Annotated in this window: 15 protein-coding genes; all 15 read left to right on the top strand. The window is 46.0% G+C overall.

What is annotated here, in order from left to right; genetic code table 11:
• The first annotated feature begins 59 nt into the window (after window positions 1-59).
• The 15 genes from ACPUYX_RS02265 (at window position 60) to murD (ending at window position 17001) form a co-directional block, all read left to right on the top strand.
• On the top strand, window positions 60-230 hold the full coding sequence (locus tag ACPUYX_RS02265) for a DUF362 domain-containing protein (RefSeq protein WP_047810796.1): 171 nt from the start codon (window positions 60-62) through the stop codon (window positions 228-230).
• A gap of 129 nt (window positions 231-359) precedes the next feature.
• Window positions 360-788 carry a Fur family transcriptional regulator gene (locus ACPUYX_RS02270; protein WP_088228560.1) on the top strand — a complete coding sequence of 143 codons (429 nt, stop codon included), beginning with the start codon at window positions 360-362 and terminating at the stop codon, window positions 786-788.
• A 155-nt stretch (window positions 789-943) separates the two neighbouring features.
• Window positions 944-3106 (top strand): glycosyl hydrolase, encoded by a 2163-nt coding sequence (locus ACPUYX_RS02275; RefSeq protein WP_426378110.1) that lies wholly within the window; start codon window positions 944-946, stop codon window positions 3104-3106.
• A 79-nt stretch (window positions 3107-3185) separates the two neighbouring features.
• Window positions 3186-4247, top strand: coding sequence for a methionine synthase (locus ACPUYX_RS02280; RefSeq protein ID WP_426378111.1), 1062 nt, complete (start codon window positions 3186-3188; stop codon window positions 4245-4247).
• A gap of 49 nt (window positions 4248-4296) precedes the next feature.
• Entirely contained in the window at window positions 4297-4497 is a 201-nt protein-coding gene (locus tag ACPUYX_RS02285) for a DUF1858 domain-containing protein (RefSeq protein ID WP_088228558.1), read from the top strand.
• 515 nt (window positions 4498-5012) lie between these two features.
• On the top strand, window positions 5013-5462 hold the full coding sequence (locus tag ACPUYX_RS02290; RefSeq protein ID WP_088228556.1) for a LysM peptidoglycan-binding domain-containing protein: 450 nt from the start codon (window positions 5013-5015) through the stop codon (window positions 5460-5462).
• Between the two features lie 356 nt (window positions 5463-5818).
• Window positions 5819-7222 carry a dihydrolipoyl dehydrogenase gene (gene lpdA, locus ACPUYX_RS02295; RefSeq protein WP_426378314.1) on the top strand — a complete coding sequence of 468 codons (1404 nt, stop codon included), beginning with the start codon at window positions 5819-5821 and terminating at the stop codon, window positions 7220-7222.
• Window positions 7223-7534: 312 nt separating this feature from the next.
• On the top strand, window positions 7535-7966 hold the full coding sequence (gene mraZ / locus ACPUYX_RS02300; RefSeq protein WP_426378112.1) for a division/cell wall cluster transcriptional repressor MraZ: 432 nt from the start codon (window positions 7535-7537) through the stop codon (window positions 7964-7966).
• A gap of 16 nt (window positions 7967-7982) precedes the next feature.
• Window positions 7983-8915 (top strand): 16S rRNA (cytosine(1402)-N(4))-methyltransferase RsmH, encoded by a 933-nt coding sequence (rsmH, locus tag ACPUYX_RS02305; protein WP_426378113.1) that lies wholly within the window; start codon window positions 7983-7985, stop codon window positions 8913-8915.
• A 30-nt stretch (window positions 8916-8945) separates the two neighbouring features.
• On the top strand, window positions 8946-9434 hold the full coding sequence (locus tag ACPUYX_RS02310; RefSeq protein ID WP_426378114.1) for a septum formation initiator: 489 nt from the start codon (window positions 8946-8948) through the stop codon (window positions 9432-9434).
• 55 nt (window positions 9435-9489) lie between these two features.
• Complete coding sequence (locus ACPUYX_RS02315) at window positions 9490-11544, top strand: penicillin-binding transpeptidase domain-containing protein (RefSeq protein ID WP_426378115.1); 2055 nt, start codon at window positions 9490-9492, stop codon at window positions 11542-11544.
• Window positions 11545-11618: 74 nt separating this feature from the next.
• Window positions 11619-13097 (top strand): UDP-N-acetylmuramoyl-L-alanyl-D-glutamate--2,6-diaminopimelate ligase, encoded by a 1479-nt coding sequence (locus ACPUYX_RS02320; protein ID WP_426378116.1) that lies wholly within the window; start codon window positions 11619-11621, stop codon window positions 13095-13097.
• Window positions 13090-14523, top strand: coding sequence for a UDP-N-acetylmuramoyl-tripeptide--D-alanyl-D-alanine ligase (locus ACPUYX_RS02325; protein WP_426378117.1), 1434 nt, complete (start codon window positions 13090-13092; stop codon window positions 14521-14523). The genes ACPUYX_RS02320 and ACPUYX_RS02325 overlap by 8 nt, the downstream gene beginning before the upstream one ends.
• Before the next feature lie 3 nt (window positions 14524-14526).
• Window positions 14527-15528, top strand: a complete 1002-nt coding sequence (mraY, locus tag ACPUYX_RS02330; protein WP_426378118.1) for a phospho-N-acetylmuramoyl-pentapeptide-transferase — start codon at window positions 14527-14529, stop codon at window positions 15526-15528.
• Between the two features lie 102 nt (window positions 15529-15630).
• Window positions 15631-17001, top strand: a complete 1371-nt coding sequence (gene murD / locus ACPUYX_RS02335; protein WP_426378119.1) for a UDP-N-acetylmuramoyl-L-alanine--D-glutamate ligase — start codon at window positions 15631-15633, stop codon at window positions 16999-17001.
• Window positions 17002-17013: the final 12 nt, after the last annotated feature.

Here is a 17013-nt window from a genome sequence, read left to right on the forward strand (position 1 = left end):
TTTTTTCTTAAGCTTTGGTATATTGACTTTGAAGTTGGAGAAAAAGGGGATGTTTATTCATGGCATATGTTATTAGTACCGATTGTATCAGTTGTGGTGCTTGTGAAGGGGAATGCCCAGTTTCTGCTATTAGCGAAGGTGAAGATCGATACGTTATTAATGCAGATCTCTGCATTGACTGCGGTTCTTGTGCGAGTGTTTGTCCTGTAGAGGCACCAAATCCAGCTTAATTGACAGCACGATTGAAGGATCTCAAAAAGGAGAGTTATAACTCTCCTTTTTCATTGACAAACAACTTACATTAGTTTAAAATCTAATTAAAAATAATTTTAAATTACACGGGAAAGGGGGTTTTCTCTTTGGATGCGATAGAAATTCTTAAACAACTAAAAGATAAAGGTGTCCGCTTTACACCTCAGAGGCAGGCAATTTTGGAATTTCTCCTTGGTACAACGACTCATCCCACTGCCGATGAGATTTATCATCATGTCAAGGCGAAGTTTCCAGGTGTGAGTTTAGGGACCATTTATAATACATTGAACATGCTAAAAGTTCATGGACATCTTTTAGAATTGTCTTACGGGGATATGTCCAGCCGCTTTGACGGTAATCCTCATAACCATTACCATATAGTCTGTTCAAAATGTGGTAAAGTCGTAGATTTTCATCGCCCCCTCATTGATCTTTCTCAGGAAGCTCAGGAAAAATCCGGCTTCGTGATTCTTGGCCATCGCCTGGAATTCTATGGTGTCTGTCCGGAGTGCCGCCAGGATGAGGTGCTGAACTGATTAGAGATTGCTATGAACGACCAATGAACCCCCTTGTGCAGCTGTGACAAAGTCACCTTATGCCGAGTGGGTTTATTTTTTTTAATGGCAAGGGTTTTTGAGGTTTTGCACGAATATAAATGCGTATAAATCTTCTGAGTTTTGAAGGAGCTATTATGTTCAATCGACGCATCATATTTTTTTTAGCAGCATTTGTTTTAGTCATCGGATCATTATGGTGGAACTGGCACAATCCTGCAGGATTGGCTCTTCAAGGGAGCCAAAATTTAATAAGTTCAAGCCGTTATACACAAGCCTTGGATGGGACGTGGGATCGCTTTTCTTCGTTACGGCAGGCCTGGACAACGGAATCTGAACGTTCTCAAGGGAAAACTAACCAATCCATATTAACTGCCGGACGTCCTCTGACAATACCTTCAAGTGAAATGTTTTCCATTGGGGCGAAGCGCTTTCGTGTACCGGTAGAATGGAGCTCCAGAACTATGCTGCTTACCTTAAACGGGGTTCAGGGGCATGTTTCAGTTTACTTAAACGGGACAACAAGTCCTGATAAAATAGGGGACTTTGAGGGAAGCGGCGGGGCGGACGTTGTGGACATACCTCCTAAGGCATTTCGCTATGGGGAAGATAATGTTTTAATCGTTGCACTTTCCTCAAGTATTCAGCAGAGAACCATGTTTTTGGGGTCATCCTGGCCGGAATCGGGACGAATTACAGGGGACGTTAAGTTAGAGGCCGTGGTTGAAACGACCTTGACTGAACCGCAGCTCAAGGTTACCTGGAATGAAACGACTGCTCAGGTTGCAATTACAACAGAGCTTTGGCACCATGGCTTTACCGCCGAAGGTCCTTGGACGGTTTATGGGGTTATTTCCGATGGATCAGCTGGTGTTGCCGAACAGACCATTTCGGTTCAGCCACAGAATAATGCCGATCATCAAGCGGTCAATCTCATATTTACAGTCCCGAATGCCCGGCGCTGGACGCCTCAGTCTCCTTTTCTCTATCAGCTGCATCTGACGGTAACGAACAATCGGGGGGATATTGATGATTTAGCAATTCCTCTGGGACTAAGGACGATTGCTTTTTCGTCGGGGAAATGGCTTTTAAATGATCAGGTGCTTGCCATTAAAGGCGAGGCTTTAACGCCTGATGAGGAATACAAGATTCGTCATACCGGTCAATTGGCGTCTTGGCTTAAGGGTGAACAGCGAAAAGGGATCAATCTTATCTACTTCATTGGCCAGTATCCTGATGATCTCTGGCTGAAAACGGCCGATCAGACGGGGATGGGTATATGGGCAGAATTACCGACTGCCGGGGTTCCTTCCCGTCGGCTTCCTAAACCTGAAGATGCGCTTAGGGTTACCTCGGAAAAAATGATCCATCCCTCACTCTGGGCTTGGACAGTGGGTAAGGGGTTAGACTCCGATTCAGCGGCTCAGACCTATTTGCAGCAAGCAGCAACAAAGGTTCAGCCTGATTTGGCTTTTGCCATTAAAACCATGCCGAGTTCCGTTACCGGACTGTCCGATGCTCAGTCTTTGGTGGTCCAAGGCAATGAGATTCAAGGATCTTGGGGAGAGGTCAAGGCAGAATCTTCCGCTCTGCCCAGTCCTTCCTGGGCAAAAGAACCAATAGTTTCGGGATTCTGGGCTTTTCTGATGATCTTTTTTACTTGGATGAATATCCGATCTGTTACTTGGCGTTATAAGGAATTAGGAGCAGCAAAACCGAGAAGGCGTTTGCGCAATGCCTGGCTGTGGAACGGATTGCTTGTGCTGGTGCGGGAAGGTTTAATTGGCGGCCTGATCACCTCGGTTTTATATCGTATTCCTACGAATTTCAGCCCTTGGTTTGTTCATTTATGGCCGGGCATCGAGTCCTTGCAGGGACAATCTCCCTGGCTAATCTGGGGATTGTTAAGCATGCTGGGCTTGCTTATGAGGCTATTGCAGGTTGGTGTTGCCGCTCCCCATTTGCCTAATGCTCCTCATGTCTTAGGAGTTCTTTATTGGCTTGAACGTCGTTATTACTTTGCGGTCTTCGTTGCCCTTGGCTGGGCTGCATTGTCCTGGGGAATTCCGATTTATATTCCATTGCTCGGTTATGTGCTGTTTAGTTGTTTGCTGTTTCCTCTTCGTGTTCATGATATCCATCGCATAGGGGGGCGTTACTTGCCCTTCTTGCTGGTACCGGGAATTTTCATAGGTTTTATCCTGGTCTGGGGAGCTTTTCACTATGCAGATGGAATCTTTTTGTGGCATCTGCTGAGGAATTTAGATTTAAGGTCCTTATCCTTTAAGTTTTCTGTTTAGGGCTGTCAAGAGAATTTAGTAAAACGTTATGCCATTGTCTTTAAAAAGATAAAGTATTTGTCGGAAAGGGGTATGGCCAATGAATAACGCTCAGTTTAAACCGAATTTCTTGACCTCGGGGGTTGGCAGTGTCCCTCATACAAGGGGCAAAGAGGCTTTGGAGTTGATCTGGTCGGCTATCCCGCGGGCACCTCATTGGCCCCAGCTCCCGGGACTGGGGGCTGAAAGTTCCTTTGTTGCTCAATATCTTAATGCTTTGTTGGAAACAGGCGTTATCGAGGATGTCAATGCTCCGAAGTTCCAGATTGATGCGAAAGACTGGACGGAACGGATGACTGCTTTCTTTGAACTATATTTAAAGGCCCTTGAGGGCAGCGAAGAGGCTTTGCAAAAATTCGGTTTTAGTGACGCAGGTGGGGAAGGTTTTGAATTGTTCTGCCGCGACTTGGAATTAAACGGAACTCGCAATGCGGTCCTTCTAAAGGGACAGCTTAGCGGATCATTGACTTTGGGAATGCAGATAACGGATAATCAGAGAAAAGCCAGTTATTATAACGAAACTTTAAGAGATATGCTGGTCAGGAACTTGGCAATGCATGCGGAGTGGCAGACGAAACGGCTCCAATCCTTTGGCTTACCGGTACTGATGACTATTGATGATCCTGGTCTCTATGCTTTTGGTGCCTCGACTCACGTGACCCTCAACAGAACTCAACTTATTGAGGAGTTGAATATTATCGCCGGAGGAATTCTTAGGCAGCAAGGAATTCCGGGAGTTCATGTTTGTGCGGGAATGGATTGGACACTAATTTTCGACTCCGAAATCAAAGTCCTTAATTTTGATGCCTATGGCTATATGCCCAGTATGATGGTCTTAGGGGAGTCTCTCAATCAATTTTTGCAGCGTGGGGGAATCCTTTCTTGGGGGATTGTGCCTACAAATCATCATGCCTGGGAAGAAAATGGTGATAGTCTTAGAAGACGCCTGGAAGGGAATATTCGGGAACTTGTCAATCGGGGTGTGGATGAGTCCCTGCTGCGGCAGCAAAGTATGCTTACCCCCAGCTGCGGAACAGGAACGTTAAGTAAAGAATTAGCTGAACATATTTATCAATTGTTAGCGGACATCGGAAGTCATTAAAGGATGTGGATAACAGGGAATGAATAGTTTCAAGAAGGAGAGCACGGAAATGTTGACAAAAGAGATGACGGTTGGTCAAGTTTTGAAATTATATCCGCAAACGGTTCAGATTTTTTTAGAGTTGGGTATGCATTGCCTGGGCTGCCCTTCATCGGCAACGGAAAGTCTGGAAGGAGCCGCCTTGACCCATGGGCGGGATCCTAATAAATTAGTTGCTCAGCTTAATGAGGCGATTGCAGGGAAAGGTTAAAGTGCTTTCTTGGTGAGGAAAAACAAGAAAATAGAGGGAGAACATAAGCTATTTTTAGCGCTATAGGAACATAGGGGAGCTGACTTGCGTCGGCTCTTTTTTCTTCTATCCCCCTACGCAATCTTTAAGGGCTTTACCGGCTTTCCATGCAATGAGCTTTTTTTCAGCATAGGGTCCAGCAGCGGCTTTATTTAAGTTAAGTCTAGCTATAACGAGATTTCTTTAAAGAAATAGCGAAAAACTTGGACTAACTATAAATCGTCAATTGGAAAGCGATAAATACAAAGTGAATATTATAAATTACTGTTGACCTTTCTCGCTATATGCCTAAGAAACGGTACATACATTCTTTAAAATAGGACATTCATCAAATGCGAAAAATAGTTCTGTAAATAAATAGCAAGAAATTTATGGTACATACACAATATAACTAATAAACCATATATTGTTATTAGTCAAAGAGAAAAACATCTGCTTAATCTTAAATGATCTGAACACTGAAGGAGGAAATTAATATGGAATTACGTTCCGTTGCTTATAATCCTGCACTTGGTATGGGTGGCATGACCGGCATGTCGGGAATGTCAGGTATGGCTCCGGATGCTCAAGGAATGGCAGGGATGCAGGGTGCTCAAGCAATGCCTGGAATGATGGGTGGTCAAGCAATGCCCGGAATGATGGGTATGCCGGAAGCGGGAATGCATCATGGAATGTATGTAGATCCTTGTTGTCCGATGCCTTGTCCCCCGATGCCGTGCCCTCCGGAACCAATGGTGCACTGCCCTATGCCAGAACCAACTCCAGCTCATGAAGTTTATGTCGTTAAAAAAGGTGACACTGTTTACAAAATCGCTAAACGTTATGGAACAACGATGCAGGCGATTATACTGGCCAATGACTTGCGTAACCCAGACCTGATTTATCCCGGGCAAATCTTATTTATCCCTGGAGCTTCTGCTTACTAGACTTTTTGACATCTGAAAGAAAGTATCGTTAAAATCCCAAGGAGACGCTGCAACAGCTTTGGCAAAACTATAAAAAGCAAATTAGCTCTATAGATCGCGTTTAAATTTCGATATGCTCCCCCTGTGTAACAGTCAAGATGGTAAACTGTTTATTACAGGGAGGAGCACTTTCGTTTTTTACGTCTTTAGGGGCCTTTTTTGTTATCCTAAACATTAGAATGTTTGGTCAAATTGACATTGTATAATCATTTTGCAATAGTCCTAATCGTATACATAAGCTACATTCAGCGAATAGTATAGGCGGTATTGCTTTTATGCAGGGAAAATGTTGGGGAAAGTCGAAATATCATAGAAAGATGGTGGAAGGAGTGGAAGCTGTGTCTTATCAAGTTGGAATTCTTGGCGGCGGGCCAGGTGGATATGTCAGTGCTTTAAGGGCGGCTCAGCTAGGTTTATCTGTTGTGCTGATTGAAGGTGAGCGCCTGGGAGGTACCTGTTTAAACAGAGGATGTATCCCGACAAAAGCTCTTGTCAAAAGTGCGGATCTCTGGCGTGAAATCCAGCATGCTGAAGAATTTGGGCTGTCCATAGGTGATAAAGGAATAGATTATGCTAAAGTAATGGCCCGTAAGGATCAAGTGGTTAATACCCTTGTCGGAGGGATAGAGAAATTACTCAAAGCTGCCAATGTCCGAGTGATCAAAGGCTGGGGCGAGTTTAAAGAGCCGGGAAAGCTCGAAGTGACGACAGACTCGGGGCTTGAAACAATCGAGGCGGACAATATTATACTGGCTACGGGGTCAGTACCAGTTCGTATTCCTATCCCAGGTGCAGCTCTTTCTGGTGTGGGGACGAGTGATGAACTTTTGAATGAAACGGAATTGCCGAAGCGTCTGGTCGTCATAGGCGGGGGCGTTATTGGTTTGGAATTCGCTTCCATTTTTCAGGCCTTCGGAGTAAAGGTAACGGTTGTGGAGATGCTTCCGACACTCTTGCCGACGATTGATGAGGAAATTCCTAAGCGTTTAAATCCGTTGTTTAAACGCAGCGGGATGGAGATCCTTACCAGGACGGCTGTCAAAGAGATCTGTCAAGAGGGTGACAACCTTATTGTGCGGGTTGAAGATGCTAAGGGAATTAAGGAGATTCCAGCTGACCGTGTCCTCTTTGCGACGGGACGCAAGCCTAATTTGCAAGGGATTGATACAGCCAAGCTTGGCTTGGAATTAGAAAGAGGCGCCTTGAAAGTCAATGCGCAAATGCAGACAAACCTTCCCCATGTTTACGCGATCGGAGATGCGATCGGAGGAATCATGTTAGCTCATGTTGCTTCAGCAGAAGGAATTGTTGCCGCAGAACACATAGCAGGGCGTTCTGTTTCTATGAGCTACAAAGCTATCCCTAGCGCAATCTTTACCCATCCGGAAATTGCCGCTGTTGGATATTCTGAACAGGAGCTTAAGACTTCCGGCATTGACTATCGGGTCAGCAAATTCCCCTTTTCGGCGAATGGCAAGGCCCTGGCCCTGGGCGAAAGCATTGGGATGGTTAAAATTTTAGCGGATGAGAATGGGATTGTCCTGGGAGCAAGTATTATGGGACCGCAGGCCAGCAGCTTAATCGCAGAATTAGGGGTCGCTGTGGAAAAGGGACTTCACGCCGAAGACATCGCCCGAACAATACACGCCCACCCTACACTTCCCGAGACTATTATGGAGGCAGCCCACGGGATTATGGGAAAACCATTGCATATGGTTTGAGGTAGCTGTTTTGTACCTGGGGATAACTTAAGGGATTATGGTATTTTTCTCGACCCTATGATCTGAAATTCAAGAGAATTATTTACTAACACAATGGCTGCTGCTATTTATGGCTGCAGCCATTTTTTTTACGATACATTTTCATGTCCGTTTTCTTGAATCTCTTCTGTTTCTGGATTGGCCAAGTGTCCCCGAAGGTAAGGACTTTATTCCTATTTTCTAATTTTCTTTGGAAAACTTTCATTTCAGAGCAGGAAAATCTTTTTGAATGGAGAATAGTGGGATGAAGTGGGGTAAAGTGGGGCGAACAACATGTTTATGGGGGAGTACATTCATACAATCGACGGGAAAGGCCGGCTGATTATACCGGCGAAGTTCCGCGAAGCCTTAGGAGAACGGTTTATTGTCACCAAAGGCTTGGATCATTGTTTGTTTGTTTATCCCATCGCCGAGTGGAATGTGTTGGAGGAGAAACTTCGCGCTTTACCGTTTACTCAACCTAATGTTCGAGCCTTTGTCCGTTTCTTTTTTTCGGGAGCGACAGAATGTGAACTGGACAAGCAGGGCAGAATTCTATTGCCGGCTAATTTACGCGAATATGCGCAATTAGAAAAGGATTTAGTTCTTGTCGGGGTGTCCAGCAGGGTAGAAATTTGGAGCCAGACACTTTGGACAGACTACAGTCGGCAGGCAGAAACTGATTACGCTAGTGCTGCTGAATCCTTGGTAGAGCTTGGTATATAGAAAGGAACGGGTTAATTTGGATTTTCAGCATGTAACGGTTTTGTTGCAAGAGACCGTCGATGGAGTGGTTACTGATCCCTCGGGAATATATGTTGACTGCACCCTTGGCGGAGCCGGGCATAGTCGGAGAGTTCTGGAAAAACTTGACTCCAAGGGGAAATTAATTTGTTTTGACCAGGATGAGCAGGCGATTTATCACGCTCAAGAACTTTTTGGCGGAGATAAACGTGTTTTGCTGGTAAGAAAAAATTTCGAAAATTTAGAGAAGACCCTGACAGAACTGGATCTCCGACCTGTCAAAGGTATTATTTTTGATCTGGGAGTCTCCTCTCCTCAGTTGGATGAAGCTGAGAGGGGGTTCAGTTATATGCAGGACGCACCTCTCGATATGCGTATGGATTCAGAAAATCCTCTCACAGCGAAAGAGATCGTGAACACCTGGCACGAAGAAGATTTGGCTAAGATTATCTGGGATTATGGGGAGGAAAAATGGGCCAAGCGAATTGCCCAATTTATAGTCCAAAAACGCCAAGAGAGGCCGCTGGAAACGACGGGAGATTTAGTAAACGTCATAAAAGCCGCTGTTCCTGCGGCCGCTCGACGAGATGGTCCCCATCCGGCTAAACGAACGTTTCAGGCCATTCGTATAACCGTAAATGATGAGTTGGGAGTCCTCGATCGTGTTTTGGATCAAGCTCTGAGGTGCTTGGACCAGGGAGGTCGTTTGGGCGTGATTACGTTTCACTCCCTTGAGGACCGAATTGTTAAGGAACGAATGAAATCTTGGCTGGGGCGCTGCAAATGTCCTCCGGAATTACCGCTTTGCCGGTGCGGGGCTAAGGCAGTGGCTAAAGTGTTAACACGTAAACCCATTTTCCCAAATGAAGTAGAGATTGGAACAAATCCGCGGGCCAGAAGTGCAAAATTGCGGATTGCTGAAAAAATATAAGGGTCTAAAGCAAAAGGAGGAGGAATACCCTTGGTAGTGGCGCAGGAAAAGATAATGTATCAAGAGCCTATAGACTTAAGATCTGACGGACAAAGCCAACGAATTGTAAAAAAGAGAAAAAGGTCGTCTCATCATGGGAGAAGTATTTTGATGCTGGCCTTCGTAGTTGGATTGACTGGAGCAGTCGGAGCGGAAACGATTCAACTCACGGTTGTTAAAGGTGCACAAATCAGAGCTTTACAAAAGGATATTTCTACGCTTAAGGAGCAGAAAGATCTTCTCCAGTTAGAGGCTGATAAATTGCGTTCGGTGAGTCGGATTGAAAGCGTTGCGCTGTCTATGGGCATGGAAAAGCCAGCGGGAACAGTGTATATGGCAGGTACTATTTCTGCAGTCAAAAATCAAACGGGGAATACGCCGCCCAAAGCTACCAACACACAAACTGCTGAGGCTAAACCTACACCACTGCATCAATTTTCAAAGCTATTTACGAGTTTCTTTGCTTCCACACAACGTTAAGAAGAAGGGCGCTTTGGGTACGCAGGAACCCCCGGAAAGGTAGGGGTGAGGACACGTGAGTCCTTTAGTTGTCATGCGTAAACGAATCGCTTTTCTTTTTTTCTGTGTCTGTGCCTTTTTAGTTGTCCTAATCATTCGTTTGGGTTTTGTACAGCTAAGTCAAGGGGCTGATTTGCGTAAGAAAGCAGATGATTCACATTATCGGGGGGTTCCGGTAGCTCCTAAACGAGGAAATATTGAGGACCGGAATGGGAATGTTTTAGCCATGAGCATCAGCAGTGAGACAGTTTACGCAATTCCTGCCGAGGTAAGACAGTCAGGCAAAGCAAAGGAAACAGCCCTAACTTTGTCTAAACTCTTAGGAAAATCTGAAGCAGAGATAGAAACGCGAATTACTAAGCGTTCAGCTTTAGAATATATCCAAAAGCAGGTTAAGCCTGAAGTTGCGGCCCAAATTAGAGCGCTAGCGCTCCCTGGAATAGGGACTACTGAGGACAGTCAACGGTATTATCCCCAAGGAACCTTAGCTTGTCATATTATCGGATTTGCTGGGATTGACAATCAGGGGCTTGAAGGAATAGAGTTAACCAGGGATTCGGAGCTGAAAGGGGTTCCGGGGAGTATACTCCAGGAATTCGGAGCCAATGGCATCCCGCTGCCTCAAGCTGAGCATCAGTATTTGGCGCCTAAGCAGGGGAATACAGTGCGTTTAACCATTGACGCCAATATCCAGGCCTTTGCTGAACGGGAATTGAAGAAATTAATGGCCGGTCAAGGTACTAATATGAACGGACAATCTCCGAAAAGCGCCTCGATTTTAGTAATGGATCCTAATACCGGAGAATTGCTTGCTTTGGCTTCTGCTCCTGGATTTGACCCCAATCATTATCAGGATGCTGATCCCAGCGCGAGAAGAAATATTGCCGTTCAAAATGGTTATGAACCGGGATCAACTTTTAAGATCATTACCTTGGCTGCAGCCTTACAGGAAAAGAAAATTAAACCAACGGAACATTTTTTTGACAAGGGCGCTTATACAGTTTTAGGTAAGAACGTGCGCTGCTGGAAAGCCGGAGGGCATGGTGATCAATCGTTTGTGCAGGTCGCGGAGAATTCCTGCAATCCCGGTTTTATCGAAATGGGACAGCGCTTGGGAATGGATACGTTTTATAAATACTTGCGCGAATTCGGATTTGGACAAAAAACAGGAATTGAGATGTCCGGAGAGGCTCGGGGCATTTTAGCAAATAAGAAAAAAGCAACAGCTTTAGATTTGGCAACCATGTCCATTGGGCAGACGAACAATGTCACACCTATTCAGCTTTTGACGGGAGTTTCTGCTGTGGCCAACGGCGGAACGCTATTGAAGCCACAGTTGGTGAAAGATATTGTCGGACCAAGCGGACGAGTCGTTACACCTTTCAAGAAGGAAGAGGTCCGCCGCGTGATCAGTGAAGATACTTCCAAATTGGAACGGGAAATTTTAGAGTCTGTTGTTACGAATGGGACGGGACGACGGTCTTTTCTTCCCGGATACCGGGTGGCGGGAAAGACAGGAACGGCTCAAAAAGTCGTCAATGGAGCCTATATCCAAGGAGAATACATTGCGTCCTTTGTGGGCTTTGCTCCGGCAGATAAGCCACGCTTGGCTATCCTGGCGGTAATTGATGGAGTGCCCTTTTTTGGAGGGGCTGTTGCTGCGCCGGTGGTTCAAAGTGTTATGCTTGACTCTTTGAAATATTTGGGAGTAAAGCCGGACTTCCAAGCGCCTTTGACACCAGGAAAACCGATGCCCGGTGTGGAGTTTCCGCCGCTGAAGAAAGCCGCAACGGTTCCTTCTGTCTTGGGAATGACCGTAGCTGAGGCTGAAAAAGCGTTAAGTGGAGCTGGTTTTAAAGTTCAAACAGAGGGTCAGGGTGAGACGGTTCTTGATCAGATTCCTCATGGAGATACTCAAGTTGAGGAGGGGTCAAATGTACTTCTCTATCTTGGCAAGGACGCGGCTGCGCCCACACTTGCTCATTGGTGGGAGGATGACGACGAAGATGTCGAAGCGATTAATAGTTTGGCTGGGCGTATCCCTATTTCGGCGAGCCCTTTGGGACAATAATGAGAAAGTCAGGTCTGCTGTTTGTATTAATTGTCTATACTAATTAAAAAAAGAGTATGAAGGGATGATGAGGTATGCCAGCGATGGCAAAATCACTGTCTGAAATAATGTATGACGTTGAAGTTCAGGATTCATCGGGGGATACTGAAGTTTTAATTAAAGGAATAGCCATGGATTCCCGCCGTGTGAAAGAAGGAGACCTTTATGCCTGTGTTCCCGGCTTTAAAGTGGATGGACATGATTTTGCGGCAGCTGCTGTTAAATCGGGAGCTGCAGCCTTGCTTGTTGAACGTTTTTTGCCCCTCGACGTTCCGCAGGTCAAAGTTGCGAGTGTTCGTCAAGCTATGGGACCAATTGCAGCCGTTATTTATGGTCGTCCCAGTGAGCGTTTGGAATTAATCGGTGTGACGGGAACCAACGGAAAGACAACAATAACGTATCTCATCGAAAAAATTGCCTCGCATCAGAGGCAAAAAGTCGGTATTATAGGCACCTTGGGTGCTCGTATTGGTGGGCGGGAAATTCCGGGGGAAAGAACCACACCGGAAGCAGTAGAGGTTCAGCAGCTCTTAGGAGAAATGGTCTCTGAAGGGGTAAGTGTGGCCGTCATGGAAGTTTCTTCCCATGCCTTGGATTTAGGACGGGTAGCCGGATGTGAATTTGATGTGGGTATTTTCACCAATCTAACACAAGATCACTTGGACTATCATAAAACTATGGAAGAATATCTAAATGCCAAATCTAAATTGTTTGTCAATCTTAGGGGTGAAAAACAACCAAAATTTAGTATCCTTAATGGAGATGATCCGGCATTTTTGAAATTAGTTGAGGTATCGAGCGCTCGGGTGGTAACTTATGGAATTCATAATCATGAGGCAGACTTTCGGGCCGGGAAGGTGCGAGTTACTGCTGACGGCGTGCGTTTTCAGGTTCGTTTTAAGGAGAAGATTCAGGACATCACCTACGCTACACCTGGTTTTTTTAGCGTCTATAACGCCCTGGCGGCTTTTGCCTGGGGAGTGGAGCGAGGCTATGATCCTAAAGACGTGGCTGAGGCTCTGGCAGAAATCCCCGGCGTTCCGGGGCGTTTTGAAAGTGTTCGTTGTGGGCAGCCTTTTCAGGTGATTGTTGATTATGCCCATACACCTGATGGCTTGGAAAATGTTGTCCGTACAGCTCGGGATTTTACTCAAGGAAAGCTGATTACGGTCTTCGGTTGCGGAGGGGACCGAGATCGGGGAAAACGGCCTCTAATGGGGAAGGTTGCCTCCCAAGGGAGTGATTTCTTGATTGTGACGTCGGATAATCCTCGAACTGAAGATCCACAGCTGATTATTCAGGAAATACTTCAAGGCCTCTCAACTATAGATTACCTGGCATTGCCTGATCGCAGAGAAGCCATTGAAAAAGCATGCCATATGGCAAAAACGGGAGATACGGTTTTAATCGCTGGCAAGGGTCATGAAACCTATCAAATTTTTGGAACAGAGGTTCATCCCTTTGACGATCGTGAAGTCGCCCGGGAATCCTTAAGGGGGCTGGGATATGCTTAAATGGACGGCTGAGAAAACAGCTCAAATCACCAACGGGTCTTTATATGGAGATCCGAAGATTGAAGTAAGAGGATGTATCCTTGATAGTCGTCTGGCACAGGGCGGAGAGATGTTCTTTGCTCTTCCCGGCGAACGAGTCGACGGACATGAGTATATTGACGCTGCTTGGGAAAAAGGGGCGGCTTTGGTTATTGCGGAAGAGGGATACTTTAAGAAACGAGGACAGATTCCATGGGCCCCTGAGGGGAAAGCGCTCCTTTTGGTTAATTCCGGGCAGGAAGCTCTTCAGGAGCTGGCCCGTTTTTGGCGCATCGGACTTGGAGCGAAGGTTGTTGCGGTCACGGGAAGTAATGGAAAAACCACAACCAAAGATATGATTGCCGCAGTTCTGGCTCAGCGTTTTCATGTCTATCGCAGTAAAGAAAATCATAACAATGAGTTAGGCCTTCCTTTGACGATTCTAAATACTCCTCCGGAGACGGAGATCTTAATTTTAGAAATGGGGATGCGGGGGCTGGGTGAAATTAAGGCCTTGTGTGACATTGGTAAGCCTGACATCGGAGTGATTACGAATATCGGCACAACTCATTTGGAATTGCTTTTGACTCAGGAACGGATTGCGCAAGCGAAGTGGGAACTTATTGACGCTCTTCCCCTTGAAGGTGTCGCAATTTTGAATGCTGAAGATGAACAATCTGTTCGGAAGGCAAGTTCCGACTCCCATGTGAAATTATTCTATGGCCTTAGTGAGGGATTAATCTCTCCCGATATCCGAGGTTCACAGCTTGCTCCCAAGGGAGCTCTGGGGACGGAATTTCAAGTGAATTACGGCGAGCAGAAAGAAGATGCATTTCTGCCTTTGCCGGGCAAGCATAATGTATTAGATGCTCTGGCAGCCCTTGCCGTCGGGACAGTCTTTAATGTTTCTTTAGCTGAAGGGTGCAAAGGTCTGCGCGAACTGGAACTGTCCAAAATGCGCTTGGAGCTGCGGCCCGGAATCACTGAAACGACGCTGATTAGTGATGTCTATAATGCTAATCCTGTCTCTATGCAAGCTTCTTTAAGAATTCTCAGGGAAAGGGCAATGGGAAATAAAACGATTGCCATTTTGGGCGAAATGTACGAGTTGGGTTCCTCCGCCGTATCGGGACACCGTGAGGTTGGCCAAACTGTTGCCGAACTTGAAATCAGTGCTTTGCTTACGGTGGGGAAATTAGCTCAGGATATAGCTTATGGAGCGCGAATGGCCGGGTACCCTACAAATCAGATTTACATGTTGGAAACTCGTGAAGAGGCTGTCAGCAAAGCCCGCGATCTCCTGACAGATTGCGGTCCCGGAACCTGGGTGCTCATAAAGGGTTCGCGGGGAATGAGAATGGAAGAGATCACTTCACAACTCGAAAGATCAGAGAAAAGGATGGAATAGCGCATGTCTGAGCGTTTGGTCATGGCTGGAGGGTTAGCCCTAATAATCACATTAGTTTTAGGTCCCTTTTTAATCCCTATTTTGAGGATACTAAAATTCGGTCAAACGGTACGAGATGATGGTCCCAAACGACATTTACAAAAGACTGGGACACCGACTATGGGAGGCATCATTTTTCTCGTGGGGATTATTGCCAGTTCGTTATTTTGTGCAGAACAACCTACCTCCCTGGAAATGGTGACTCTTGTCGGAACCACGCTGGGTTTTGGACTCATCGGGTTTATTGATGATTTTATTAAGGTCGTTATGCATCGTTCTTTGGGACTTCGAGCCTATCAAAAACTTATTGGCCAGTTTGCCTTGGCCTTTGTGCTTATGTGGATATCGGTTCATTGGTTAGGCAGAGGGACTGATGTCTCCATTCCTTTTACTTCAGTGCATCTTGAATTGAGTTGGTTTTACTATATTGTAACTTCTCTAGTCATTGTGGTTATGACCAACGCAGTAAATCTTACCGATGGTTTGGACGGTTTAGCCGCCGGAAGTACAATGATTGCCGGAATGGGCTATATTGTGATCGCCCTGATGGCAGCTATTCAGGGAGTGGCGGTTTTAGCTCATGAGACGGACATGGCCGTTTTCGCCGCTGCTTTGGCCGGCGGGTGTTTAGGCTTTTTGCGCTTTAATGCTCACCCTGCCCGCGTGTTTATGGGCGATACCGGATCTCTTGCTTTGGGCGGGGCTTTAGCTTGCCTGGCAGTTCTTACTAAAAGCGAATTTGTTTTTATCATTGTTGGTGGGTTATATGCCGTGGAAGCACTCTCCGTTATTATTCAAGTTGCTTCGTTTCAGACTACCGGGAAAAGGGTTTTTCGTATGAGCCCTCTCCATCATCACTTTGAACTTGGAGGTTGGAGCGAGTGGAAGGTGGTTCTGGTTTTCTGGACGGTGGCTTTAGCATGTACGATTCTAGGAATTGTTGCCTACATGCCAACCCTAAGCTAAAAGCCGAGCGTGTCGGGGGGACGGTCCTTTTAACACGCTTTACAAAAAAATGTGTTAAAAGGACCGTCCCCGTAACATAATTTGACAATGGAGGATACTAAAGTGAACTGGATAAAGAAACGTGTTTTGGTGATCGGGGCAGGCCTTAGCGGTCAGGCTGCTGTGCGTAAGCTCCAGAAATTGGGAACGGAAGTTTTCTTGACTGATGGCAAGCCTTTAGAACAACTTGAAGGCGTCGAACGCTTGAATCTTGATGATAAACATTTGCTGACGGGTTTGGTACCGGAGTATCGAGACATTAAGCCGGATCTTTTGGTATTGTCACCGGGAGTATCGCCCAAACTTTCCCTGGTTCAGGACGCTTTGAGCCAGAAGGCAGAGATTTGGAGTGAGGTTGAACTGGCGATGTTTGATTGTCCTGCTCTTAGTGTCGGTGTTACAGGGACTAATGGCAAAACGACAACGACGTCCTTAATCGGAGAATTAGCCAAACGGACAGGCAGGCCAACTATTGTTGCGGGCAATATCGGAGTCGCTCTGAGCGGACAAGTTGAAGGATTGAATGAAAAGGGAATCGTTGTTGCAGAGTTATCAAGTTTTCAATTAGAGTTTATACGTAAACTTCGTGTTCATATTGCAATATTATTAAACCTCACGCCTGATCATCTGGATCGACATGGTTCGATAGAAAATTATTTGGCAGCAAAAGCTCGAATATTTGAGAATCAGAGGGAAACTGATTTAGCCATTTTAAATTGGGATGATCCCTATGTTCGTAAGTTGGGAGCGACATTAAAGGGCCAGGTTCTTTATTTCAGCCCCACATCATTGCTGGAAAATGGGATTAGCCTCCATCAAGACAACATCGTTTACGCTCAAAACGGTACAATCATTCCCATTATTTCACGCCGGAAGCTGCAATTACGCGGCGCGCACAATTTGGAAAATGTCATGGCAGCAGCAGCAGCGGCTAGGGCTTTGGGGCTTTCTTGGACTGAGATTGCCGAAGGACTTGCGGAATTCCCGGGGGTAGAGCACAGAGAGGAAATTGTCGGGACCTTTGACGATATTCTTTTCGTGAACGATTCCAAGGGAACCAACACGGATGCGGCTGCCAAAGCTTTGTTGGCTTTTGAAGAACCTTTAGTCCTAATTGCTGGGGGCAAAAATAAAGGGCTCGATTTTCATGATTTTATGAAAATCGTTAAAGAGAGGGTTAAAAGTCTGGTTTTGTTGGGAATGGCGGCGGATGAGATGGAACAGGCGGCAAACGATGAAGGCGTTGAGAGAATTATTCGGGCTTCGAGTTTTGCTGACGGTGTTGAGAAAGCAATTGCTGAGGCAAGACCTGGTGATGTTGTTCTCCTGTCTCCTGCTTGTACAAGTTGGGATATGTTTAAAAGTTATGAAGAAAGAGGGGAATTGTTTAAGGAGTTAGTGCGTAGGCATTATAGGGAACCCATTGAACAATAAAGGGGGAACTCT

This window comes from Desulfosporosinus sp. SYSU MS00001 (genome assembly GCF_049943955.1).
In the GTDB taxonomy this organism is placed as follows: domain Bacteria; phylum Bacillota; class Desulfitobacteriia; order Desulfitobacteriales; family Desulfitobacteriaceae; genus Desulfosporosinus.

Coding starts and splice junctions, on each gene's coding strand:
- ACPUYX_RS02265 (WP_047810796.1), top strand. CDS start 60: ATGGCATATGTTATTAGTACCGATTGTATCAGTTGTGGTGCTTGTGAA.
- ACPUYX_RS02275 (WP_426378110.1), top strand. CDS start 944: ATGTTCAATCGACGCATCATATTTTTTTTAGCAGCATTTGTTTTAGTC.
- ACPUYX_RS02280 (WP_426378111.1), top strand. CDS start 3,186: ATGAATAACGCTCAGTTTAAACCGAATTTCTTGACCTCGGGGGTTGGC.
- ACPUYX_RS02285 (WP_088228558.1), top strand. CDS start 4,297: ATGTTGACAAAAGAGATGACGGTTGGTCAAGTTTTGAAATTATATCCG.
- ACPUYX_RS02290 (WP_088228556.1), top strand. CDS start 5,013: ATGGAATTACGTTCCGTTGCTTATAATCCTGCACTTGGTATGGGTGGC.
- lpdA (WP_426378314.1), top strand. CDS start 5,819: ATGGTGGAAGGAGTGGAAGCTGTGTCTTATCAAGTTGGAATTCTTGGC.
- mraZ (WP_426378112.1), top strand. CDS start 7,535: ATGTTTATGGGGGAGTACATTCATACAATCGACGGGAAAGGCCGGCTG.
- ACPUYX_RS02320 (WP_426378116.1), top strand. CDS start 11,619: ATGCCAGCGATGGCAAAATCACTGTCTGAAATAATGTATGACGTTGAA.
- ACPUYX_RS02325 (WP_426378117.1), top strand. CDS start 13,090: ATGCTTAAATGGACGGCTGAGAAAACAGCTCAAATCACCAACGGGTCT.
- mraY (WP_426378118.1), top strand. CDS start 14,527: ATGTCTGAGCGTTTGGTCATGGCTGGAGGGTTAGCCCTAATAATCACA.